The sequence below is a fragment of the Aquibacillus koreensis genome (assembly GCF_025154055.1).
GTDB classification, from domain to species: domain Bacteria; phylum Bacillota; class Bacilli; order Bacillales; family Amphibacillaceae; genus Aquibacillus_C; species Aquibacillus_C koreensis.
Window position 1 is genome coordinate 40,894 of record NZ_JAOALK010000043.1, and the last position, 21,688, is coordinate 62,581.

At 38.4% G+C, this 21,688-nt stretch carries 23 protein-coding genes; 10 read left to right on the top strand and 13 right to left on the bottom strand.

The window, feature by feature from the left end; translation table 11 throughout:
• Positions 1-50 precede the first annotated feature (50 nt).
• Together NYQ66_RS11970 and NYQ66_RS11975 are read right to left on the bottom strand one after the other, a co-directional pair.
• Positions 51-803 carry an AAA family ATPase gene (locus NYQ66_RS11970; protein WP_259869766.1) on the bottom strand — a complete coding sequence of 251 codons (753 nt, stop codon included), beginning with the start codon at positions 801-803 and terminating at the stop codon, positions 51-53.
• A 1,013-nt stretch (positions 804-1,816) separates the two neighbouring features.
• Positions 1,817-2,695, bottom strand: coding sequence for an FMN-binding protein (locus NYQ66_RS11975; protein ID WP_259869768.1), 879 nt, complete (start codon positions 2,693-2,695; stop codon positions 1,817-1,819).
• Between the two features lie 327 nt (positions 2,696-3,022).
• Here NYQ66_RS11975 and NYQ66_RS11980 point away from each other — a divergent pair, with 327 nt between their 5' ends.
• Genes NYQ66_RS11980 through NYQ66_RS11990 form a run of 3 tightly spaced genes read left to right on the top strand, consistent with a single transcriptional unit; the run spans position 3,023 to position 4,865 of the window.
• The gene (locus NYQ66_RS11980; protein ID WP_259869771.1) at positions 3,023-3,676 is read left to right on the top strand and encodes a zinc dependent phospholipase C family protein; all 654 of its coding nucleotides are present in this window, start codon (positions 3,023-3,025) and stop codon (positions 3,674-3,676) included.
• Positions 3,677-3,719: 43 nt separating this feature from the next.
• Positions 3,720-4,094 carry a VOC family protein gene (locus NYQ66_RS11985; RefSeq protein ID WP_259869774.1) on the top strand — a complete coding sequence of 125 codons (375 nt, stop codon included), beginning with the start codon at positions 3,720-3,722 and terminating at the stop codon, positions 4,092-4,094.
• A gap of 18 nt (positions 4,095-4,112) precedes the next feature.
• Positions 4,113-4,865: a GNAT family N-acetyltransferase gene (locus NYQ66_RS11990; RefSeq protein WP_259869776.1), complete on the top strand. Its 753-nt coding sequence runs from the start codon at positions 4,113-4,115 to the stop codon at positions 4,863-4,865.
• A gap of 89 nt (positions 4,866-4,954) precedes the next feature.
• Here NYQ66_RS11990 and NYQ66_RS11995 read toward each other — a convergent pair whose 3' ends face one another.
• Complete coding sequence (locus NYQ66_RS11995) at positions 4,955-6,022, bottom strand: acyl-CoA dehydrogenase family protein (protein ID WP_259869777.1); 1,068 nt, start codon at positions 6,020-6,022, stop codon at positions 4,955-4,957.
• Between the two features lie 179 nt (positions 6,023-6,201).
• On the bottom strand, positions 6,202-6,729 hold the full coding sequence (locus NYQ66_RS12000; RefSeq protein ID WP_259869779.1) for a DUF4242 domain-containing protein: 528 nt from the start codon (positions 6,727-6,729) through the stop codon (positions 6,202-6,204).
• Positions 6,730-6,865: 136 nt separating this feature from the next.
• Here NYQ66_RS12000 and NYQ66_RS12005 point away from each other — a divergent pair, with 136 nt between their 5' ends.
• Positions 6,866-7,309 carry a winged helix-turn-helix transcriptional regulator gene (locus NYQ66_RS12005; protein WP_259869781.1) on the top strand — a complete coding sequence of 148 codons (444 nt, stop codon included), beginning with the start codon at positions 6,866-6,868 and terminating at the stop codon, positions 7,307-7,309.
• Positions 7,310-7,364: 55 nt separating this feature from the next.
• Here NYQ66_RS12005 and NYQ66_RS12010 read toward each other — a convergent pair whose 3' ends face one another.
• From NYQ66_RS12010 to NYQ66_RS12025, 4 genes are all read right to left on the bottom strand, one after another.
• Positions 7,365-8,138 carry an ABC transporter permease gene (locus tag NYQ66_RS12010; RefSeq protein ID WP_259869784.1) on the bottom strand — a complete coding sequence of 258 codons (774 nt, stop codon included), beginning with the start codon at positions 8,136-8,138 and terminating at the stop codon, positions 7,365-7,367.
• A 5-nt stretch (positions 8,139-8,143) separates the two neighbouring features.
• Positions 8,144-9,109, bottom strand: a complete 966-nt coding sequence (locus NYQ66_RS12015) for an ABC transporter substrate-binding protein (RefSeq protein ID WP_259869786.1) — start codon at positions 9,107-9,109, stop codon at positions 8,144-8,146.
• 24 nt (positions 9,110-9,133) lie between these two features.
• Entirely contained in the window at positions 9,134-9,919 is a 786-nt protein-coding gene (locus NYQ66_RS12020; RefSeq protein ID WP_259869788.1) for an ABC transporter ATP-binding protein, read from the bottom strand.
• Between the two features lie 210 nt (positions 9,920-10,129).
• On the bottom strand, positions 10,130-10,363 hold the full coding sequence (locus NYQ66_RS12025; RefSeq protein ID WP_259869790.1) for a DUF2316 family protein: 234 nt from the start codon (positions 10,361-10,363) through the stop codon (positions 10,130-10,132).
• Positions 10,364-10,610: 247 nt separating this feature from the next.
• Here NYQ66_RS12025 and NYQ66_RS12030 point away from each other — a divergent pair, with 247 nt between their 5' ends.
• Together NYQ66_RS12030 and NYQ66_RS12035 are read left to right on the top strand one after the other, a co-directional pair.
• Positions 10,611-11,165, top strand: a complete 555-nt coding sequence (locus NYQ66_RS12030) for a PadR family transcriptional regulator (protein ID WP_259869793.1) — start codon at positions 10,611-10,613, stop codon at positions 11,163-11,165.
• A gap of 2 nt (positions 11,166-11,167) precedes the next feature.
• Entirely contained in the window at positions 11,168-11,644 is a 477-nt protein-coding gene (locus NYQ66_RS12035; protein ID WP_259869796.1) for a DUF4188 domain-containing protein, read from the top strand.
• A 112-nt stretch (positions 11,645-11,756) separates the two neighbouring features.
• On the opposite strand, the gene NYQ66_RS12040 is transcribed toward NYQ66_RS12035, so the two are convergent.
• Positions 11,757-12,728, bottom strand: coding sequence for an NAD(P)-dependent alcohol dehydrogenase (locus NYQ66_RS12040; protein WP_259869798.1), 972 nt, complete (start codon positions 12,726-12,728; stop codon positions 11,757-11,759).
• A 182-nt stretch (positions 12,729-12,910) separates the two neighbouring features.
• Positions 12,911-13,054: a hypothetical protein gene (locus NYQ66_RS12045; protein WP_259869801.1), complete on the bottom strand. Its 144-nt coding sequence runs from the start codon at positions 13,052-13,054 to the stop codon at positions 12,911-12,913.
• Positions 13,055-13,318: 264 nt separating this feature from the next.
• Between NYQ66_RS12045 and NYQ66_RS12050 the strand changes: the two genes are divergently transcribed.
• Positions 13,319-14,503 (top strand): MFS transporter, encoded by a 1,185-nt coding sequence (locus NYQ66_RS12050; RefSeq protein ID WP_259869803.1) that lies wholly within the window; start codon positions 13,319-13,321, stop codon positions 14,501-14,503.
• Between the two features lie 83 nt (positions 14,504-14,586).
• Here NYQ66_RS12050 and gntK read toward each other — a convergent pair whose 3' ends face one another.
• The 3 genes from gntK to gnd all read right to left on the bottom strand — a co-directional run bounded on the left by gntK (position 14,587) and on the right by gnd (position 18,479).
• Positions 14,587-16,125: a gluconokinase gene (gntK, locus tag NYQ66_RS12055; protein WP_259869804.1), complete on the bottom strand. Its 1,539-nt coding sequence runs from the start codon at positions 16,123-16,125 to the stop codon at positions 14,587-14,589.
• Between the two features lie 89 nt (positions 16,126-16,214).
• Positions 16,215-17,558: a GntP family permease gene (locus tag NYQ66_RS12060; protein WP_259869805.1), complete on the bottom strand. Its 1,344-nt coding sequence runs from the start codon at positions 17,556-17,558 to the stop codon at positions 16,215-16,217.
• A gap of 24 nt (positions 17,559-17,582) precedes the next feature.
• Positions 17,583-18,479 carry a phosphogluconate dehydrogenase (NAD(+)-dependent, decarboxylating) gene (gene gnd, locus NYQ66_RS12065; protein WP_259869806.1) on the bottom strand — a complete coding sequence of 299 codons (897 nt, stop codon included), beginning with the start codon at positions 18,477-18,479 and terminating at the stop codon, positions 17,583-17,585.
• Between the two features lie 178 nt (positions 18,480-18,657).
• Here gnd and NYQ66_RS12070 point away from each other — a divergent pair, with 178 nt between their 5' ends.
• From NYQ66_RS12070 to NYQ66_RS12080, 3 genes are all read left to right on the top strand, one after another.
• Positions 18,658-19,515: a MurR/RpiR family transcriptional regulator gene (locus NYQ66_RS12070; RefSeq protein WP_259869807.1), complete on the top strand. Its 858-nt coding sequence runs from the start codon at positions 18,658-18,660 to the stop codon at positions 19,513-19,515.
• A 254-nt stretch (positions 19,516-19,769) separates the two neighbouring features.
• Positions 19,770-21,077: a right-handed parallel beta-helix repeat-containing protein gene (locus tag NYQ66_RS12075; RefSeq protein ID WP_259869809.1), complete on the top strand. Its 1,308-nt coding sequence runs from the start codon at positions 19,770-19,772 to the stop codon at positions 21,075-21,077.
• Positions 21,074-21,670: a nitrous oxide reductase accessory protein NosL gene (locus tag NYQ66_RS12080; RefSeq protein ID WP_259869812.1), complete on the top strand. Its 597-nt coding sequence runs from the start codon at positions 21,074-21,076 to the stop codon at positions 21,668-21,670. The genes NYQ66_RS12075 and NYQ66_RS12080 overlap by 4 nt, the downstream gene beginning before the upstream one ends.
• The last annotated feature ends 18 nt before the right edge of the window (positions 21,671-21,688 follow it).

Genomic DNA, 21,688 nt, shown 5'->3' on the forward strand with positions numbered 1-21,688 from the left:
AACCTGCTTCTTTACTTACAATTTCTTGTTAGTTATTAGCTTTATTTTCTCTACTCAAAAAGATGATGCAATAAGCGTGATCGATCATCAAAAAATTGTTTCATAATCGAATAGTGCTGCGTATCTTCAAGCGTCACTTCATGTAATCCATTCTCAGTGAGTTCAATAATCTTCGAGTTGGGATATGCCATAAGAATAGGTGAATGCGTAGATATAATGAATTGAGAGGATTCATTGACTAAATCATTGATTCTCGCTAATAAAGATAACTGCCTTAAAGGTGACAAAGCAGCTTCTGGTTCATCCAAAATATACAACCCATGACCTCTAAATCGCTCCGTAAATGCAGCAAAAAAAGACTCACCATGGGATTGTTCGTGCAGAGACTTTCCTCCAAAGCCATCAATAATTTTACCGCCACCTGGTTCTTTATCTAATTCTTCAATATTCGTTGCAACGTTATAAAAAGTTTCAGCCCTAAAAAAGAAATGATCCTTTGGTTTATTTCCCCCTTTCACCACGCGTAGATATTGATCTAGCTCTGAATGAGAATCATAACTTGAAAAATTGAAGTTTAATGTACCACCTTCAGGGTTAAATCCTAGAGCTATGGCAATACCTTCAAGCAAAGTAGATTTCCCCATTCCGTTTTCACCAATAATATAGGTAACATTAGGGTGAATTTTTAAATCTCTTAATGTCCTGAAAACCGGAAGTGAAAAAGGAAAAGATTGATCGTTTGGGATTTGATCCCTTTTTAAATAAATCTCTCTAATAAATTGGTTATGATCATTTAGTATCATTTGGTTCATTCCTTACTTTCATATTCAGTATTTTTAACCGTCTTCTTTTTAGAAACTTCATTTTCTCACTCGAATCCTTGTTGCACATTAGCTCCGTTAATTTATGTACACTAATATACAAACATAAGTGTTTTATACTTGAACTCACTATCTCAAGTGTTGATAAGATAAAATTTACATATTTGATAGGCATAGATCAGAGAAAGGATAAATAAAATCGTACTCGGCACCCATTTCGTATATTTCCCTCTGTTTTTGTTCTGTATATATCTATAAAGTAGCCAGTACCAGATAAGAAGTATTATTATGGAGGTTCCAATCATTGGTATGAAACCGAAAAATAATGTTAGAAATACACAATATGCAGTAAAAATACCTGAAAGCAGAAAAACGTTAAACCCAAGATTTTCAGTCGGATGAAATACCCATTTTATCTTATCTGGATTTGTTCTAAGAATGAACCACGTGTAACCAATGAGCCAAAACACACTAAAGGAAAAAGGTGTATATAACACGAATATGTTAATATCGCCCCCAAACCCTGCGCCAAATATCAGAAAAAAAGAAACGAGAGAGAGAAATATCAGAACAATGAAGAAACTAATATGACCTAGCAGTACTTTCACAATAATCACCTCTATCTAGTTTTTTAGCGCTATATACAATAGGAAATGTCAGATAACAGGTTAAATTCGTAACTGAACATACAAAATAAAGAGTAGAGACAACTAATAAAAATGATAGATAATCCCCAAATGATTATTAGACTTAAACGTCTATCTGAAAATTTACCTGTCATAAAAAATGATCCCCTTTGCATAATATCTTAATGTTTAATGTGAATTTCTTCTTCAGCCATCCTTTACTTTAAGATCACAGAATCACAACCCCATTTTAACATAAAATTCCAAAAATTATTTAATCCTTTTAAAAGAATGCCTAAAAAGACATAAACATGGGGACGGTTCTTGCGCACACAAAGTGTGTGCACAAGAACCGTCCCCATGTTTCCATTATTTTGCGTCGGCTAGTGCTTTTTCTGCTAAATCGAAGAATTCTACAACGTGAATAGATACGCCAGAGATTGCATCGGTATGTCCTTCATCTGTTGTGTATTCGATTGCTGTTGGATCTTGTTTTTCAAGTAGGTATGCTTCAGCTTTTTCAGCTTGCACATGCCATTCGTCTTGAGCTCCACCGTTTTCTACCATTCCGTATTCGCCATTAGCAGAAACAGTATCCTTGTCGTCTCCACCATCTTTATGCACACCATCCCAGTCCGCTGCAACGATAGTACCATTAATCACTGTTAGAGAAGCAGTGTATTTCCATCCACTTTTTTCATCAAAACTATCTTGTTCCTCGAAGTAAGCTCCATCTTTGTAAGCGCCCTTATCAACCGGACCGTTTGCTAACGCTTTTTCTGCTAAATCAAAGAATTCTACAACGTGTATCGATACACCCGAGATTGCATCGGTATGTCCTTCATCACTTGTGTATTCAATTGCAGTTGGATCTTGAATCTCAAGCAAGTGTGCTTCTGCTTTTTCAGCTTGCTCATGCCATTCTGCTTGAGCTCCACCTTTTTCAACCATGCCATAATCACCATTAGTAGAAGAAGTCTTTTTGTCATCTCCACCATTTATGTTTGCACCATTCCAGTCAGCTTTTACTATTTCTCCATCTTCCACTTCTAATGTAACAACATATTTCCATCCACTATCTTCTGAGAACCCATCTTCTTGGGCAAAGTAAAGACCATCTTCATACTCTCCAGCTTCCCCGCTTGCTTTGTCGGAACCACTTGCTTCATCGGTATCCGTTCCACAACCTACAATTAAGAATAAAGACATCATTGCAACGAAAGCATAAAATAACCATTTTGTTTTCACGAAAGATTTCCTCCTCATTGTTATTCAAGTTTGTTCATTATTTCACATGTATTATATTACAGAAAGTGTTACAAAACCACATAATGTGAAATCATTCACAAGTATGTCAAATCTTACATTTACTCCATGAATTTCTATTGACAAATTGTGAGCAGAGGGACGGTTCTTTTGTCCACAAAAGAACCGTCCCTCTGCTTACAAAAGAATCCTTTGGTATATAGAAAAATTAATGTTGGTGGATGTTCGAAAAAAAAAAAGGAACTTCGAGTATCCATGACGAAATTCTTTTTATTGTATAAGCATATAAACAAGTTAGGAGTGGAAAATTTGGCTACATGGGTTACTCACTTTAGGATTGCCGAAGCATTTCTAAAAAAAGAGCTTCCAATCTCCAAGAATGATTTTTTGGTTGGTAATATCGGACCAGATTGTGGACTGATCGGAAAGGATGGTAAACCAACTCCTCCAAAAGAAATTACGCATTTCAAGATCGATGGAAAAATTAATGCTGATTCTTTTTACCAACAATATCTCCAAGATGAAAAAGAGCTTTCGCTTCGGGCATTCTCCTATTATCTTGGGTATTACATACATTTGGTGACGGATGAAAAATGGATTGCATTCACGAATCAAAAGAAAAAAGAAAAAGTCTTCCAGGAGATCATAAATACGCCTAACTATACGCCGCTTGTTAAAAGAGATTGGTACGGTTTAGACTTTTTATATCTTAAAAATCATAAGGAGAATATTTTCTGGACTACTTTTCAGCATATCACTGATTTTCCTGAGTACTTAAATTTCTTTCCGAAAGGTCAAACAAATAAACAGATTAAGAACATCACAAACTTCTATCTTAACCACACAGTTTCCAAAGACCACAAATTTATATATTTGACGCCAAATGAGAGCGACGAGTTCGTAGAAAATACAGTACAAGATGTCAATCATGTCTTAAGTCAAAGAATGCCACAACTCGTTTAGGGGAATTTTTGCACAGGCTTTACCTATGAAAGGAGAACACGTTATGCGTAAATCGTTTATTGATCAAGTTCACTATATTAGAATTCCTGTGAGAGACTTAGAACAGTCCACACAATGGTATCAAGATGTATTAGGGCTTCAGGTGTTAACCATTACGGATGACCCTTATGCGATTTTAAAAGTTGGTGAGGGGTCATTTTTACTAATCTTGGTTCCTACGGAAGATGAATCATTTGCCCATTTTACAATTAATCAAGAAGCCGCCTTTAGTATTGGCTTTACTAGTCCAGAGTTAATGAAATTTCATCAACACTTAGCAGAAAATAACGTTAAGGTGGAGGCTATACAAGAAGATAAAGGCCATGCCTATTTCTACTTTTTTGATCCAAATGGGAATAAACTTCAAGTGCACTGGTAAGGTGGGAGATTAAGTCAAATGAATAGTAAGGTGAACATACAAAAAATAGAGGAACTATCATTGCATGCCCTGCCAGCACTAGAAACACAACTTGTGGATGGGTGGATCGTGCGATTTTCTAATGGATACACAAAAAGAGCGAACTCAGTTAATCCTCTTTCCCCTTCAAATGATGAGGTAAAAGAAAAAATAGTAGCGATGAGAAATATGTATCGAACCCAAAATCTAAAGGTTGTGTACAAGCTTACTACCAATGTATTTCCAGAAAACCTGGATGCCATTTTAGAACACGAAGGATATGCATTAGATGGATTAACCAGTGTGCAACTATTACCATTACACGTTGGTACAGCACCCCCTGCGAATAACGCAGTCATCTATAACGACTTTGATGACAAATGGTTTACGGATTTTTGTGCACTAAATAAAGTAAGAGAAACGGACCGGCCTACACTAAAACAGATGCTACAAAGAATCGTTCCGCGCGTTTGCTATGTCACTTTATTTCAGGATAATAAGGAGCCTTTGGCTTGTGGTATGGGCGTTTTAGAGGACGGATACATAGGATTGTTTGATATTGTTACGAATGAAAAGTATAGAAACAAGGGATATGCCCAGCAACTGATTTCTACTATTTTGCATTGGGGTAAGGAACATGGAGCAAAACATGCCTATCTGCAAGTTGTGTTAGATAATCATCCAGCTTTAAACCTTTATTCAAAGTTAGGATTTAAAGAAGCGTATCGATATTGGTATCGAATAGAACGTTAATTCCTACCCAGATAAAAAAAGTGCCTTCCCTCCATTCACAACATGTCAAATCAACACATTATACATAGAGAAAAGGCACTTTTTCAATATTAGACTGACAATAGTTTCTCTAAATGTCTAACCGTTGGCGTTAGATTTACGAGAAAATAGGATTCTCGTAATCTTCTTGCAGGATCACTTTTTTGAATATATGCAGCACTTCCGCTATGCATCATATTGGCATGTACGGCTTTTGATGTTAGATAGGCGATACCTAAACGGATTCTGAGGAGTTTTTCCCAAATAGCGGGAAAGTCCTCTGTCTCGCCTGCAAGTTCGTAGGTTTGCTCGCGTAACGAATTTAGCTCCTGTTCCAAATCATCTGCTTGCACAGGTAAGTAACTGTTACAGCCACCCTGTTTTGTACGAGCACGAAGGATCGACCGAATCGAACTAGCTGTTACCCCAAACCCAAGTGGGATTTGATAGAAAATAAAGGCTGGACGAACTTGTTTAATAAAGGCATCTGCGTTTTCTGCAATCACCCATTTGTCTGGAATAAAGACGTCTTTAAATTGGCAGGCATACGTCGCACTTCCGTTCAAACCAAGATAATCTACTTTTTCCTTTAGGTTCAAACCTTCCGAATCACAACGAACATAAGCCATCACGCGATGACCTTCATTCACTTCTGCTACCATGCCAAACCAGTGGTTCTCACCTAAATTAGAGACAGATGGCAGTGTTCCGGACACGTAATAGCCGCCTTCTGTTCGCGTTGCTTGTAAGTGCAATTTCTCCATGCCACCATAAAATTTCATTGGATTGGATAAACCCGTTCCACCGAGAACCTCCCCTTTTTCTAACTCGGGTAAAATCTCTTCTTTAAGATAAGCATTATCGCTATAGCGCAAATAGGTCATTGAAGCCAATTGACACCACAAGTTAAAGGCAGTTGTCATGCAGTATTTTGCGGTTTCTTCTACAACAGCTATTTCTCTTTTTAGTACGTCATTTACAGGTGCCTGCTTTGAATCATAGAATCCAGCTCGCCCTAATGCTTGCAAATACTCCTTCGCATAATAGGCTTCACTGTCTATTTTTCGTACATAAGGCTTTAATTGATCTTGAATGATCGCTTCTAATGTTTCATTTTGGCTAATTCCTTCTGATATCATATGACTCAACCTCTCCTAGATTTATAACTGTTAAGAAGACACATTTGTGGACAAGAGAACTGTCCCCCTGTTCACGCTACTTTGGACAGGAGAACCACCCGCCATGTTTACGAGGAAATAGGGATGGGGAAAAGGGATGTTCTCTCCCAACCATTGATGATTGGGAGAAAACAAGTTAATTAGTTATTGTCAATTTCCGTAACAGAATCGATTGGTGCTTGCACTGCGTCACGCGCTCTTTTTATAGCTTCTTCATCTGGTGCATCGTAGAAGCATAAGCATTTAGACATATCTTCACATACGTACGTTCTAGAGAAAGAAACCTCAGGAACCTCTGCATAGTGAACAGATTTTTCTTTTTTACGGTTTAGGTAGGCGTCCATTGTAAGGTTTTCTGGTAAGTTCCATTGCACGAGGTAGTTCACTTTATCTGCTTGCTTTTTCACTTCATCTAATTCTTTCCCTACTAATCTTACTTCTTTCACTAATTCAACTGTCACATCAACATCTGCAAGACCAGCATTTATTGCATCTTCATTTTCTCCTTCCAAAATGAAAAATGCTTTTGAAAAGTCCTTCGACACTTGAACCTCGACTACGTTTACTTGCTTTGGTTCTACGGCAGTTTTAATTTCCTCTACTTTGTTCTCAAATTCCGTTTTACTTGATACCCCATTAACCGTTGTTTCGACTAAAAATAAAGCCATGTTTGCTCCACTCCTTGTTTTTGTTTATTTATACTCTCTTATAAGTTATTTTATTATACTTAGTTAAAAATAACAACCAACTATACTTTTTATATTTATGTTATTATGGTCCTATGGAAAAAAAGGAGGACTCTACATGAAAACAACTTACAACTTACCATGTAATATTGCGCAATCATTAAACATAATTGGAGACCGCTGGACGTTATTAATCGCCCATGAAATCTTAAAAGGGAATGTTACATTCAGTGATATCAAAAAAGCACTTGATGGGATATCCTCCAATATTTTGTCAGACCGGTTGAAATACTTAGAACAATGTGGCCTTGTCACGTCAGAGTTATATTCCGATCACCCACCACGCTACCACTACCAGTTGACTGATAGCGGAAAAGATTTAGAGCACGTGTTTCACGCAATACTTTTATGGGGACGAGACCATTTGCAAACATGTTATAAAAAGTTAGTTCATACCGAATGTCAGCATGAGGTAACGATTGCCTACTATTGCCCACACTGTGAAACCAATGTCGATCAGTTATCCGTTGTGGAAGTAGATGAGGAGAAGATTAGTTCCTAACACAAGGTGTGAGGAACTATTTTTTATTCATCCCCGTCTGTCAGGTTGCGGTCCCTTATTTTGACGGTGTAACGCCACCCCACTGCTTCTGAATCCACTTTTCAAAAGCCATAATCAACTTATCTAAAAGTAGTCCACATAAACCGATAAAAATGATCCCTGCTAGCACTAGATCTAATCGAAGTAAATTCCTAGCATCGACAATTAAATAACCTAACCCAGATTGCGCGCCAACCATTTCACCGGAAACAAGGAAAATCCATGCCGTTCCAAGCGCAATATGGAGCCCGTTTGCAATATAAGGAAATGCGGCCGGGAATATTATTTTTGTCATCAACTGCGGTTGTTTGATCTCCAAATTTTCCGCCACTTTTAGATACGTCTTATCTACCTTTTTCACCGCAGAAACCGTTGAAAGTAACACTGGGAAAAATGCTGCAATGAAAATAATTACAATGGCAGGGGCATTACCAATCCCAAACCACAATACAATAAACGGTGCCCAAGCAATTGGTGCAACCGGACGCAATACTTGCACAATTGGGTCGACAATATTCCAAACCCGTTCCATCCGTCCTAAAAATAAACCAAGAACAATCGCGACCACGACCGCAGATAAGTAGCCCGCCGCAAAGCGAAACAGACTTACCTGCAAGTGCACAAACAAGGTACCATCAGCGATTAATGAAATAATGCCTTCTAACACCATCAGTGGTGTCGGAAATAGGTTTTCATTAATCGTTGTTACTAAAATGACCGTTTGCCAAATCGCGATTAAGATCGCAAAACCTATGAAAATATTTAACGTTTTTTTCGCTACACTATTCATCTTAATCACATCGCTTTATCGATTAGAGAATTATCAACGAAATCATCATACGTTGGTGGATTTTCCGAAAGCCCCATTTCAATGATGTATTCTCTTAGCTCTGTATAGGAATCTTCATTAATTTTTAAATCGTCATACGAAATCCATTCTAGTGATAGGTCAAGTACTTCATCATCGACATCTAAATAGTCTTGAATGATCGCGTGTGTTTCCTCATGCCCTGCATCGGCCTCAAGACCTGCTGCTACATACGCATCCACAAACTCCTCAGCCGCTTCTTGCTCTGATTCAATAAATTCACTTCGTAACACTAACGCACAGTCAATCGCATTTTGCCACAAATCATCCTCTTGATAGAGAACTTTTCCGTTCCCGTGTACGACCGATTGCGCACCAAACGGTTCCGCTACCACGTAACCAGCAATTCTACCTTCTGATAACGCTGCAGGCATTTCTGCCGGTGGCATTTCAACAGCGTTGACGTATTCGTAGTCAAAGCCGTTTTGTTTCAAAGCTTGATAGAGTAATATATTGTGTGTCGAAAACTTGTGTGGGATCGCAAACGTTTTACCTTCGAGATCCGCTATTCCCTCAATATCGTTTGCTGTTACAAGCGCGTTCCCATCGCGGTGACCTAGTGCCACTGCTTTGAGGTCTATTCCTTGTTCCTTTGCACGCATCGCAACTGTTACTAATGCTGATGCTCCGTCGATTCTTCCCGTATTTAATGCATCCATTAGATCAGGCCATGAGCCAAATTTCACTAGCTCTAACTCAAAGTTTTCAAAGCCTTCTTCTGCCAAAGCTTCCTCTACATAAAGTGGAACAGCATGCGTAATTGGTAGATACCCAATTTTTACTGTCGGTTTATCTGCTGAACCACTAGCACTATCTTCCCCACAAGCTGTTAAAAGCAGTAGCACAGACACTAGTGCAAAACTTACTATTTTACTCCATCTTCCTTTATTCATTTCTCCTTATCCCCCTTTGTTTAGTTAAATATGAAATCCGATGTTGCTCTTTTCCCCACTAAACTTGAATTCTTCAAGTATTTGTTTACGATAATATTGAAAATTACTATGACTTCTGTCGCGCGGCTTCGATAAATCAATTTTTATTTCACGGTGAATCTCACCAGGATTTTTACTCATCATAAATATTCTGTCAGATAAATAGATTGCCTCATCAATATCATGGGTAACAAGGACAATGGTTGTATGGCTTCTTTCTTGGATCTTTAATAACTCATCCTGCAAATAGTAACGATTAAATGTGTCGAGTGCCGCAAACGGTTCATCCATTAAGATCATATCTGGCTCCGTCACTAACGCACGGGCAATCGCTACACGTTGTTGCATCCCACCAGACATTTCATGCGGGAACTGTTGTCCTTTATTCTCTAAACCTACTAATTCCAAGTACTTAAAAACGCGCTCATTGCGTTCAGATGCAGACATCTTCTGTCCTTCTAAACCTAACTCCACATTCTTAAATACCGTTCTCCATGGCAATAACCCATAATTTTGAAAAAGCATCATGCAGTTCTTACTCGGCTTTTGGACTGTTTTGCCATCAATGGTAACTTCACCAGTTGTCGGCTTTTCAAATCCACCGATAATATTGAGTAACGTACTCTTGCCGCATCCACTTTCCCCTAAGACAGAGACGACTTCATTTCGATCCACATGTAAGGAAATATCGTGTAGTACTTTCTCTTCCGTTCCATTCACATCAAAGGATTTACCTAAGTTACTTACTTGAACAAGCTTATTATCCGGCATATTTATCCACCCCCGCACCATTACGATCCTTCAGTTTATGCAAACCGATTACCTTTAATTCCGATTGACTTACTTTGATTTGGTATTGTAGGTAAGTTTATTATACTTTGTTAAAAATTTCAACTCATTTTTCCAAAAAAAAGCAAGTGGACGGTTCTTGTGTTTCCATTTCTGGAAACACAAGAACCGTCCCCCTGCTTACACCCATGATTAAGTATAAGAATATGGTTCTTTGCCTTGTTCTTTTACCTTTTCTGCTAAATAATTTCGCAAGCGTGCTACCTCTTCTTCATTAGCGGTAGGCCCAAACTTTACTGTTTCTTCGTACTGCGCATGATTGAAAGCTAGATCAGCCTGGACAACTTCTGGTGTTAATCCAGCAAGCTTTAAGTTGTCTCCGATTTCTTTCCCTACTTGGTTTCTTTGTTCTGGAGTTAAACTCATCTTTTCACCTCCCATTTAAGTAATCTTTCCCAACTATTGTTTTCTTACTACTGATTATATTTTTTCACTTATTAAAAACTTGGAGGGGCCAATACTAAATGTTGCGTTGGAAACTCTTATAGGTTGTAGCAAAAACGAGCACAGTAGGAATTGTTTGTAAATTTTTTGAAAGTTACTTGTATTCTTATAAAGACACACATATAATATATCTAAATGATATATATCTTTTTGATAGGTGTTGAGACAATTGAAAAATTATAACGATACAACATATGCACTATTAGGCATATTAACTACCGAATGTAGATCAGGCTATGCGATCAAAAAATTCATTGATACTAGCTTAAATCATTTCTGGAAAATCAGTTATGGCCAGATATATCCTACGTTAAAACTACTTGTAAAAGAAGGATTAGCAGAAGTTCAAGCTTCTACTAGTAAAGGAAAGCAGGATAAAAATGAATATCATCTGACAGAAAAAGGCATAGCAGTATTAAGAAATTGGCTGGAGCAACCAGTCGAACAATTACCTGTCGAACGAAATGAAATCTTGCTTAAATTATTTTTCGGTCGCTATCAGACGGATGAGCAAACTGTAATGCTCCTAAAGCAATATAAACAAAGATTGGAAAGTCGCTACCAAACGTATGTGGCAATTGAACAAAGTATCATCGATCACAATAAAGAGGATGCGGATGCGATGTACTGGTTATTCACCCTGGATTACGGAAAAAGCGTAACGATCGCTGCCATTGATTGGTGCCAGCGTACGCTCGAAAAAGTTAATAAAGAGGAGGATTAGAAATGGCTACCAACATTCATACCGGCCGGTACACAACGGAAAATAAGGATGATATTGTTGTCTTCATCATTGGCATGCGTATTAACAAACGACTTGCTGTACACAAATGGTTGCCCGTTTTCAACGCTATGCCTGGCATGATCAAAGAGCTTTATGTTCATAAAGAGGAATTAGGTTTTTTATCGATGGAAAGCTATTTTGGACTTAGAACAACTGTAATGATCCAATACTGGCGTTCAACCGAAGAACTCATTGCCTATGCAAAAGGCCAGAAGCACTTAACGGCATGGAAAAATTTCAATAAAAAAGTTGGTAACAATGATGCAGTCGGCATCTATCACGAAACGTATCAAGTAAAAAGTGGCAGTTATGAATCGATCTACGGCAATATGCCGACCTATGGGTTAGGAAAAGCATTGGCGATACAACCGGTTACCGCTGATAACCGCAGTGCTAAGAAACGACTTCGTTCTTCCTAAAACCTTTTTATTTAGCTAATAGATGATGGACTTAACTTTGCGCATTACACTATAAAACTAGCAAGACAAAAGGACTAGATTAATCTGGTCTTTTTGTCTTGCTAATCCGGTTTTATTCCACATTTATAACGACATTTCCCCTCTTATGTCCTTTCTCGACATATCTATGCGCTTCGACAATCTCATCAAATGAATAGTATCTGTCAATAACCACTTTCAACTTTCCCATCTCAACAAGTTCTTTTAGAAAATCTAAAGCTTCGGAAGTCTCAGGTGAATTTTGGCCCATTATTAACTTCTTACTACTCGTCAACGATGTCCACAGCATCTGAACGCTAGGCAATGGTTCAGTAACATTTATATAGGTACCATTGTTCTTTAATAATTTTTTACAATCTGAAAAACTGCTCTTGTTCACCGCTTCAAAGATGAAATCATATGTTTCGACGATATTAGAAATATCTTCTGTTGTGTAATCTATTACTTTGTCAGCTCCAAAAGATTTTACTAATTCTAAATTAGAGGTGCTGCAAACACCTGTAACAATCGCACCGAGATATTTGGCAAGTTGAACTGCATAACTACCTACACTTCCAGAAGCACCATAGACTAGAATCGATTGACCACTCTTTATACCGGCCTTTTTAAGAAAATACAATGCTGTTCGAGCTCCAATAGGAATGGCGGCAGCTTCACCAAAAGTTAAATTAGAAGGCTTTATTGCAACAGGCCCATCTTCCTCTAAACACTTATATTCGGCATACGCTCCAAATCCAATCAAGGAAGCTGCAAAAATTTGGTCCCCTTGCTTAAACTTTTTTACATGCTTTCCTACATACTCCACTTCTCCAGCTAATTCCATCCCTAAAATCTCTTTTTTTGGTTTCTTCAAACCAAGCGATACACGTGCAGGTAGCCAAAAAACTGGTGGTAAGGTAAAGCTCCGCGCTCGAATATCTGCTACTGTTACAGTTGTGGCTTTTACTTTAACTAAAATTTCATTCTCTTTCGGAATAGGTTTTTCTACCCGTTTCAACTCAAGAACATCAGGGGGACCGTACCTTTTGTACACAATTGCCTTCATATACCCACCTCAAATTTCATTTTTTCCTTAATCAAATATACGAATATTACGAATAAATAGTCCAATAAATGTACATTAAGGGTAAATCAACTTCAAAGTTGGTTTATAGATAAAAAAGGAGGTGCAATTAGCATACTAATTGCACCTCCTTTTTTGTTATTTAGCCTTACCAACTATTTCATTTATTCCTCTGCATTTTCTTCTGTATTATTATCCTCAGATTCATTATCTTCCGTATCTTCACTACACCCTGTTGCAAATCCAGTGATCATTAACACTGCCAATAAAGTTATGAAACCCTTTTTCATTTTCTTCCACTCTTGCATCGATATTTCCTCCTTTAAATGTAACAATAGTAAACTACATTTCTATCATACTGTAGGAATAGCAATAAAATATCACCGTTACCAATAATTAACAATAACAATGCATTCGCTTTACAATGTTTAAATTGACTTAACTTTATTCAAAAAAATTAAGGAAAGAAGGTCTTGTGTTTACCCCTTCTTATGTAAGTTATGATACATTTTCAATAGCGTAAATATTTTACTAATTCTAAAGCCATTTTTGAGAGAGGTGAAACAGTACAATTGACACTATTACTCTTAGTCATTATTTATTTAGCTTTTATTAGTTTAGGATTACCGGATTCATTGCTAGGCGCTGCCTGGCCTGTGATGCATCTTGACATTGGAGTGCCACTGGAGACAGGGGGAGTCCTGTCTATGACTGCAGCAGTAGGTACGGTTGTTTCGAGTTTAGCTAGTGGTAAAGTAATTAAACGATTTGGTACTGGTAAAGTCACCGTTGTAAGTTGTCTTATGACCGCTATGGCCTTACTGGGTTTTTATTTTGCACCATCGATTCTTTGGATGGTTTTATTTACTATCCCCCTTGGGTTAGGTGCTGGAGCTGTTGATACTGCATTAAACAATTACGTTGCTTTACATTACAAAGCACACCATATGAGTTGGTTACATAGCTTTTGGGGTGTGGGAGCAACCTTAGGTCCCATCATTATGGCACTGTTTATCGCGGGGAAAAATGGCTGGAGGGGTGGATATCTTACTATTGCAGTGATTCAAATGATTTTAGTCGTAATCCTGCTATTATCTTTACCATTATGGAGACGCGTTTCAAAAGAGCAGCATGCGGAGTCAGTGGATACGGAAGCGTTAGTTAGTTCCACTACGGATAATGATTTGAGCCAAGTGAAACCTTTGCAAATCAAAGGTGTGAAATTCGCCATGTTAACCTTTTTGTTCTATTGCGGGGTTGAAACTTCCGTTGGTCTCTGGGGAAGTAGCTTTCTCGTTAATGTGAAAGAGTTACCTGCGGCAGTTGCCGCACAGTGGGTATCCTTTTATTGGGGTGGTTTGACGGTTGGTAGATTTTTAACTGGGTTTATTACTTTTAAAATGAGTAACCGCAACCTAATTCGATCAGGACAAATCATCGCTTTCGTTGGCGGGGCGCTGTTATTATTACCGTTACCTTCGATTGTCTCACTTGTTGGCTTTGTAATGATTGGATTAGGGTTAGCGCCAATATTCCCATGTATGTTACATGAAACACCAGCACGATTTGGTAAGACGCATTCCCAAACCATTATGGGATATCAAATGGCTACAGCATACACTGGTAGCACTCTAATGCCACCACTGCTTGGCTTTATCGCATCCTATACAACCATTGCAATCTTTCCATTCTTTATAGCCATTTACATAGGAATCATGCTACTAAGCACAGAAAGATTAAACAGCATAACAAAGTAAGCAGAGGGACGGTTCTTGTGTTTCCATTTATGGAAACACAAGAACCGTCCCCTCGTTTACGAGAAATGTCCCTCTGCACACTACTACGAGCTATATTTTTGTTGGAATTGAACAATTGCTTCATAATCTTCTTCAAATAGACGACTTAGGCGTAAGTAAATCGGAATTAACTCTGTATAAATTTTCACCTGTTCTTGGTCTGGTTTATGGCTTTCCGTCGTACCAACCATATCCGAAACAACGGTTAGATCATCAATTTCCCCTAAAGCATATAAACCTAGTACCACCGCACCTAGGCAAGAGCTTTCAACACTTTCTGGGATTTGCACTTCCTGATTGAATACATCTGCAAGCATTTGTCTCCAAACAGCAGATTTCGCAAAACCACCTGTAGCATGAATTTTTTCTGGTATGCCAATAATCTCCTCTAAGGCAAGTAATACGGTATAAATATTTAGATTAATCCCTTCTAACACAGCCCGCATCATATGTTCTTTTTTGTGGTGCATGCCTAATCCAAAAAATGAACCTCTTGCATTAGCATTCCACAATGGTGCACGTTCTCCAGCTAGATACGGATGAAAGACTAGACCTTCCGCACCAGCTTTTACTTTGGCAAGTTTTTCAGTGATTAAATCATAAGGATCAGCACCAATTCTTTTCGCTTCTTCTACTTCTTCCCTACAAAGCTCATCACGAAGCCAACGCATCACCATGCCACCATTGTTAACCGGACCACCAATAACCCAGTGATTTTCTGTCAACGCATAACAAAAGATTCTTCCCTTTATATCCGTGACTGGTTGATCGGTTACCGTGCGAATCGCGCCGCTTGTACCGATTGTTAAGGCAACCACACCTGGCTGGATCGCATCTACACCAAGGTTGGAAAGGACGCCGTCATTTGCTCCAATCACAAATGGAACATCTGGATCAATACCTAGTTCCGCTGCTAATTCATCTGATAAGCCATTGATGGTATGTGTAGTTGAAACAAGTGTGGACAGTTTATCTGGAGTGATTCCAGCAACGCGTAATGCTTCTTCATCCCAATCCAATTGTTTGAGATGAAGCATACCTGTCGCCGATGCAATCGAATGATCCACTATATACGCGCCAAACAAACGATGAAAAACATATTCTTTAATCGAAATAAACTTACTTGTTTGCTCAAAAATCCTCGGGTGTTCCTCTTTCAACCAAATAATTTTGGCTAACGGTGACATTGGATGAATCGGCGTTCCTGTGCGCAGATAGATGTCATGTCCATTCCACTCTTCCTTCAATTTCTTTGCCCACGGTTCACTTCGTTGATCTGCCCATGTGATACTTTTCGTTAGTGCCTGGTCATGTTGATCCATAGCAATTAAGCTATGCATTGCCGAACTAAACGAAATCAAAAGTAACTCCTCTTTGTTAATTCCGCTTTTATTTACAGCTTCTCGAATCGAAACTTTAACAGCAGCATAAATTTCTTCTGGGTCTTGTTCTGCTGCACCCGGAACTGGCGTATGTAAAGGGTATTCAACTGCATGCTGACTAACTACTTGCCCTTTGCGATCAAACAAGACTGCCTTTGTACTTGTTGTGCCTATATCGACACCCAATAAGAAGTTTTTCATATGATCCTCCATCTATTTTTGATGCATCTTTTATAGTTTCATTATAAAGGGAAGAAGCGCTCACAAAGAAGCGCTTCTCTTTTTATTTATTATGAAATAAATAATCCTAACACAAGTGCAACCCCTAAACCAACGAAACCAATAATTGTTTCCATTACTGTCCATGTCTTCAATGTATCTTTCACATCAAGGCCAAAATAACGGTTTACTAACCAGAACCCCGAATCGTTTACGTGTGAAAATACAGTTGCTCCAGCTGCAATCGAGATAACAATTAAACCTAAAACCGGACCTTGTAAACCTAGGATGCCAATTACTGGTGAAATTAACCCAGCTGCAGTTACCATCGATACTGTTGCAGAACCTTGCGCAATACGAACGATCGCTGCAATCACAAACGCTAGTAGAATTGGAGGTAACGGTGAGCCTGCCATCATTTCTCCCAATACATCACCAACACCAGAATCAATCAGGACTTGCTTAAATACCCCACCAGCACCTGTAACAAGAATAATGATCCCCGCTGGCTCCAGTGCTTTAGTTGATATATCTTGTACTTCTTGTCTTGAATATCCACGTCTTGTACCTAGGAACGTAAATGTTAATAATGTTGCAATCGTTAATGCAACGATTGGGTTACCGATAAAAGTTGTAAACGCTCGGAAACCATTTTCTTCAGGTAAGATTACTGTCGAAAGCGTATTAATTAAAATTAAAACTAATGGCACCATAATAATAGAAGTAATCATACCGAAGCTTGGTAAATCTTTGTCATACTGTTTTTCTTCAAAGTTCATATAATCTGGAACAGTTGCATGAATTTTTTTAGCAATATATTTACCAAAAATCGGCCCAGCAATAATCATGGACGGAATACCTGCAATGATCCCGAACAAGATAACCCAACCAAGATCTGCACCAATTAAATCTGCTACAGCAATCGGACCTGGGGTTGGCGGAATGTAACTATGTGTTACAGCCAAACCTGCAAGTAAAGGAATGCCGTAATACAGAAGTGATCTACCAGTTTTCTTCGCTAAACCGTACACTAATGGTACTAAGATGATAAAACCTACATCAAAAAATACTGGTATTGCTACTAAGAAACCGGTAATACCTAACGCCCATTGGGACCTGTCTTCACCGAATTTTTTCAGTAGGGTTTGAGCAAGACGCTCAACCCCACCGGAAACTTCTAGCATTTTACCGAACATTGCACCTAAACCAACGACAATCGCAACAAATCCAAGTGTTCCACCCATCCCGTTTTGAACGGATTGAATAACTCCATCAAGTGGCATTCCTGCTGCGATACCTACAAGTAGACTTACTAACATTAATGATACAAAAGCATGAAGCTTTGTACGAATAACTAAAAACAGTAATGTGAAAATCCCCGCTACTGCTACTAAAATTAACATGGTTGCTGACATGACTTTCTCCCCTTAGATGTATTATTATTTGCTTTCTACTGCGTGACCACCAAACTGATTTCTTAAGGCTGCAACCACTTTTCCACTAAACGTGTCCGTTTCCAATGAACGATAACGCATCATTAATGATAAAGCGATAATTGGTGCAGAAGCTTGTAAATCTAATGCAGTTTCCACCGTCCATTTACCTTCACCTGATGAATGCATAACGCCTTTGATCGCATCTAAATTTGCATCTTCTGCGAACGCATCCTCCATTAGCTCCATCAACCATGATCGAATAACCGAACCGTTATTCCATACTTTAGCTACTTTTTCGTAGTCATAATTAAAATCACTTTTTTCTAAAATATCAAAACCTTCAGCGATCGATTGCATCATTCCGTACTCCACGCCGTTATGTACCATTTTTAAGAAGTGACCACTTCCAGGTTTTCCCGTATAAAGATAACCGTTCTCCACGCACGTATTTGAAAAAAGTTTTTCAACATATCGAAAAGCTTCTTCGTTTCCACCGATCATGGTACATGCACCATTTCTTGCACCTTCCATACCGCCACTTGTTCCAATATCCAAGTAGTGGATACCTTGTTCTTTTAGCTTGTCCGCTCGACGAATTGTATCCTTATAATTAGAATTTCCACCATCCATCAAAATGTCGCCGGCTTTAAGGTAACTACTAATCTCTGTTACTACTTTATCTGTTGGCTCCCCTGCTGGTACCATTACCCAGACAACCTTAGGAGTTGGTAACTTAGATACTACATCCTGTAAAGAGTCTGCTGGAATTGCTCCTTTTTGCTCCGCTTCCTTTACAGATGATGGGAAAACGTCATAGGCAACTACTTCATGCCCATGGTCCATTAAATTTTGTGTAAGGTTTAGTCCCATTTTTCCTAAACCAATCATAGCTAGTTTCATATATTTGTCCCCCAGGAAAAATTTTATTTCGTAGACACATTATATAAAAAAATATTATTCGATTGCAATCGTTTTCGAAAAAAATTTTATTTTTTGTAAACGGTTTAAAAAAATATTTCTTTTTATGTCGATTGCGTTTATGATAAATATAATAGATTCCATTTGAGGAGGATAACAGATGACCCCAAAAGGCATGCAACAATGTTTGATGCGAATACGTTCCTACTATCCTACTTTCAGTGAAAAAGAAAAGAAAATTGCTGACTATATATTAGAGAAGCCCGAAAATATTGTACATGGAACAATTAATCAGGTTGCGGATGATCTTGGTGTCGCGGACTCTACTGTTTTTCGTTTTTGTAAGCGCTTAGGATTTAAAGGCTATCAAGCAATGAAAATCATCTTAGCTACTGAACTTGTCGAACCGATGCAAGATATTCATGAGAGAATTCTAGGAACTGATAATGAGATTACCGTAGTTGAAAAGGTGTTTCATTCGAATATGAAAACACTAGAGGACACGTTGAAAGTGCTAGATGAACAGGATTTCGCCTCTACCATTCAAGCAATTTTACAAGCTAGAAAAGTAGAATTCTTTGGCATTGGTGGTTCCAATGTGATTGCACTAGATGCCTATCATAAGCTCATTCGGACAGGTTTACCCGTATTTGCTCAAACCGACACACATATGCAGCACATGTCTGCATCCCAAATGACCGATCAAGATGTCGCTGTCCTGATCTCACACACTGGCGCTACAAAGGATATTTTGAATATTTTAGAAATAGCAAAAGAAAACGGTGTCAAAACCATCGCCATTACTAGCTTTGCGAGATCACAACTAAGCCAGGCTGTTGACATCTCTTTACACACCGTGTCAGAGGAAACAGATTTCCGCTCCGAAGCACTAGCATCAAGGATTGCGCAGTTATCAATTATTGATGCTATCTATGTCAATGTGATGATGGCAAGAAAAGAAGAAGGAAAAGAATCCCTTCGAAAAGTAAGACAAGCTATATCTCTAAAAAGGTTGTAATATGTAAGCAGAGGGACGGTTCTTGTGTTTCCAATTTTGGAAACACAAGAACCGTCCCTCTGCTTACACCCCGATGAATTTTCTCTGTTTATAATAGTCAAAATATACCAATAATAACTAAGGTGTATCACTTTTCATTTTCACTACACAAAAACTTCATTCTTATTTCACAAATCTCACTTATGATTACATACTGTATCGCAATGATCCATCAACAGATGGAATTACTTTTTAGAAGGAGATGATCTTAGGTTGTGAAATTAAAAGCATTTCTCAAACTTACGATCTTACTAGGTTTGTTGAATCTATTTCCCTATTATGTTCCTTCCGTTTCAGCTCAAGGTCATCTTCAAACATTAATTGATGAAACACCTGAAGGCGGTACAGTTACTTTACTGGACCATACGTATGAAGAGGAAATCACTATTTCAAAGCCAGTCACCCTAATCGGATCAGATCATACGGTTATTCGTTCATGCTCTAATCAACCGATTATTCAAGTAGAAAGTGATCACGTACGGCTAGAAAACATTAAGATAGAGCATTGCGAGGATCCTGAACCAAGTATAAGTGAACCAGCAATTTTCGTATCAGGTGATAACATCCACCTTGAAAAACTCCATGTGAATAGCCAGAGTATTGGGATTCAGTTTGACGGCGTAACAAATTCTGTTATTGAAGGTGGAAGTATTACAACAAATGGCACTAGTAATGGGATTGATGTTTGGGAATCATCACAGAACCGAATCCAAGGAGTCCAAATCGAAACTGTGATTGATGGTATATACCTTGAGAGAAGTAGTGATAGTGAGATCTCAGAAAATGATATTCAGTTTGCGAGATATGGGATTCACCTAATGTATTCAGATGATGTACTTATAAAAGAAAATCATTCGTATCAAAATTTCACAGGGGCCATGGTGATGACCTCGACCAACGCAACGATAACTGGAAATACGTTTAGTGAAAATAATCTTAATGTTAATTCACAGGGCCTTTTCCTGTTTGATGCACATCAAGCAACCGTGACAGAAAATACACTAAGTGAAAATCGTATTGGCATTAACATGATCTCTGCTGAGGATAATAGCCTTACGCAAAATGGGATTACTAGCAATTTTATCGGACTGCAATTTAATACCACAAAGGACAACCTTATTTCTGACAACAGTTTCAATGGGAATGTCAATGAACTTCAAGCTGTGAATAGCACAGAAAATGACGTGGAGCGAAACTTTTGGGATTCCTCCATCAAACTTGAAAAACAAAGCGAAGGCGTTAGTATTTTTCCATATCAGGCAGAACCTCTTTATCTCTTATTAACAGAGGATGTCCCTGCGTATCAATTATTTTTTGATTCACCAAGCATGACCGTAATCGAAGCGTTATTTAAAGTACCAAAAGAGACTGTCATGCAAGATGCCTATCCATTAATGCAACCACCGATTACACACGAAGAAGATGGGTTTCAACTATTACCTACTATTCTAAAACTGGTTCTAGGCAGTTGCTTAACCCTTATAGGAATTAAATTATTTACATTTAGGAGGAAACGTATATGAAAATTAGTAAAATATTAGGTCTATTGCTACTTTCCTTTATCCTGTTAGCAGGATGTGGGAATAACGAGGTCGAACCCGTTGCCATTGATGAGTCTACAGATACATGCGCCATCTGTAATATGCAAGTAAAGGATAGTGCGTTTGCTACACAAGTAATCCTTTCCAATGAAAAAGTTCACGTATTTGACGATATTGGTTGTATGTACACGTGGTTTGATGAAAATGAATCAGAGGAAGTCGCAGCACAGTTTGTAAGAGACTACCATACGAAAGAATGGATTGAGGGCGACCAAGCAACCTATGTATTTAATCCATCTATCCAAACACCGATGAGTTACAATGTTGTATCTTTTGAAAGCGCAGAAGATGCAGAGCAATTCATTGCAGAAAACGAAGGCAATTTATTATCGTATGATGACCTGCAAAATCACGCATGGGCAATGAGTATGGATATGGAAGAGCATAGCCATGGAGAAGAGCATGCTGGTGAGGAAGGGCACAGTGGGCACGAAGACCACGCTGATGAAACGGATACAGAAATGGACATGAATCATGATAGTGAAACTAACTCGGACCACGAGGACCATGAATAATTAGTAGGCCTAAGACGG

What these genes read in the sequence shown, in the direction of transcription:
- NYQ66_RS12020 (WP_259869788.1), bottom strand. Translation starts at nt 9,919, where the DNA reads ATGCCGGATAATAAGCTTGTTCAAGTAAGTAACTTAGGTAAATCCTTT.
- NYQ66_RS11985 (WP_259869774.1), top strand. Translation starts at nt 3,720, where the DNA reads ATGCGTAAATCGTTTATTGATCAAGTTCACTATATTAGAATTCCTGTG.
- NYQ66_RS12015 (WP_259869786.1), bottom strand. Translation starts at nt 9,109, where the DNA reads ATGAATAAAGGAAGATGGAGTAAAATAGTAAGTTTTGCACTAGTGTCT.
- gntK (WP_259869804.1), bottom strand. Translation starts at nt 16,125, where the DNA reads ATGAAAAACTTCTTATTGGGTGTCGATATAGGCACAACAAGTACAAAG.
- NYQ66_RS12045 (WP_259869801.1), bottom strand. Translation starts at nt 13,054, where the DNA reads ATGCAAGAGTGGAAGAAAATGAAAAAGGGTTTCATAACTTTATTGGCA.
- NYQ66_RS12040 (WP_259869798.1), bottom strand. Translation starts at nt 12,728, where the DNA reads ATGAAGGCAATTGTGTACAAAAGGTACGGTCCCCCTGATGTTCTTGAG.
- NYQ66_RS11995 (WP_259869777.1), bottom strand. Translation starts at nt 6,022, where the DNA reads ATGATATCAGAAGGAATTAGCCAAAATGAAACATTAGAAGCGATCATT.
- NYQ66_RS12035 (WP_259869796.1), top strand. Translation starts at nt 11,168, where the DNA reads ATGGCTACCAACATTCATACCGGCCGGTACACAACGGAAAATAAGGAT.
- NYQ66_RS12060 (WP_259869805.1), bottom strand. Translation starts at nt 17,558, where the DNA reads ATGTCAGCAACCATGTTAATTTTAGTAGCAGTAGCGGGGATTTTCACA.
- NYQ66_RS11990 (WP_259869776.1), top strand. Translation starts at nt 4,113, where the DNA reads ATGAATAGTAAGGTGAACATACAAAAAATAGAGGAACTATCATTGCAT.
- NYQ66_RS12010 (WP_259869784.1), bottom strand. Translation starts at nt 8,138, where the DNA reads ATGAATAGTGTAGCGAAAAAAACGTTAAATATTTTCATAGGTTTTGCG.
- gnd (WP_259869806.1), bottom strand. Translation starts at nt 18,479, where the DNA reads ATGAAACTAGCTATGATTGGTTTAGGAAAAATGGGACTAAACCTTACA.
- NYQ66_RS12025 (WP_259869790.1), bottom strand. Translation starts at nt 10,363, where the DNA reads ATGAGTTTAACTCCAGAACAAAGAAACCAAGTAGGGAAAGAAATCGGA.
- NYQ66_RS11970 (WP_259869766.1), bottom strand. Translation starts at nt 803, where the DNA reads ATGATACTAAATGATCATAACCAATTTATTAGAGAGATTTATTTAAAA.
- NYQ66_RS12070 (WP_259869807.1), top strand. Translation starts at nt 18,658, where the DNA reads ATGACCCCAAAAGGCATGCAACAATGTTTGATGCGAATACGTTCCTAC.
- NYQ66_RS12000 (WP_259869779.1), bottom strand. Translation starts at nt 6,729, where the DNA reads ATGGCTTTATTTTTAGTCGAAACAACGGTTAATGGGGTATCAAGTAAA.
- NYQ66_RS12080 (WP_259869812.1), top strand. Translation starts at nt 21,074, where the DNA reads ATGAAAATTAGTAAAATATTAGGTCTATTGCTACTTTCCTTTATCCTG.
- NYQ66_RS12005 (WP_259869781.1), top strand. Translation starts at nt 6,866, where the DNA reads ATGAAAACAACTTACAACTTACCATGTAATATTGCGCAATCATTAAAC.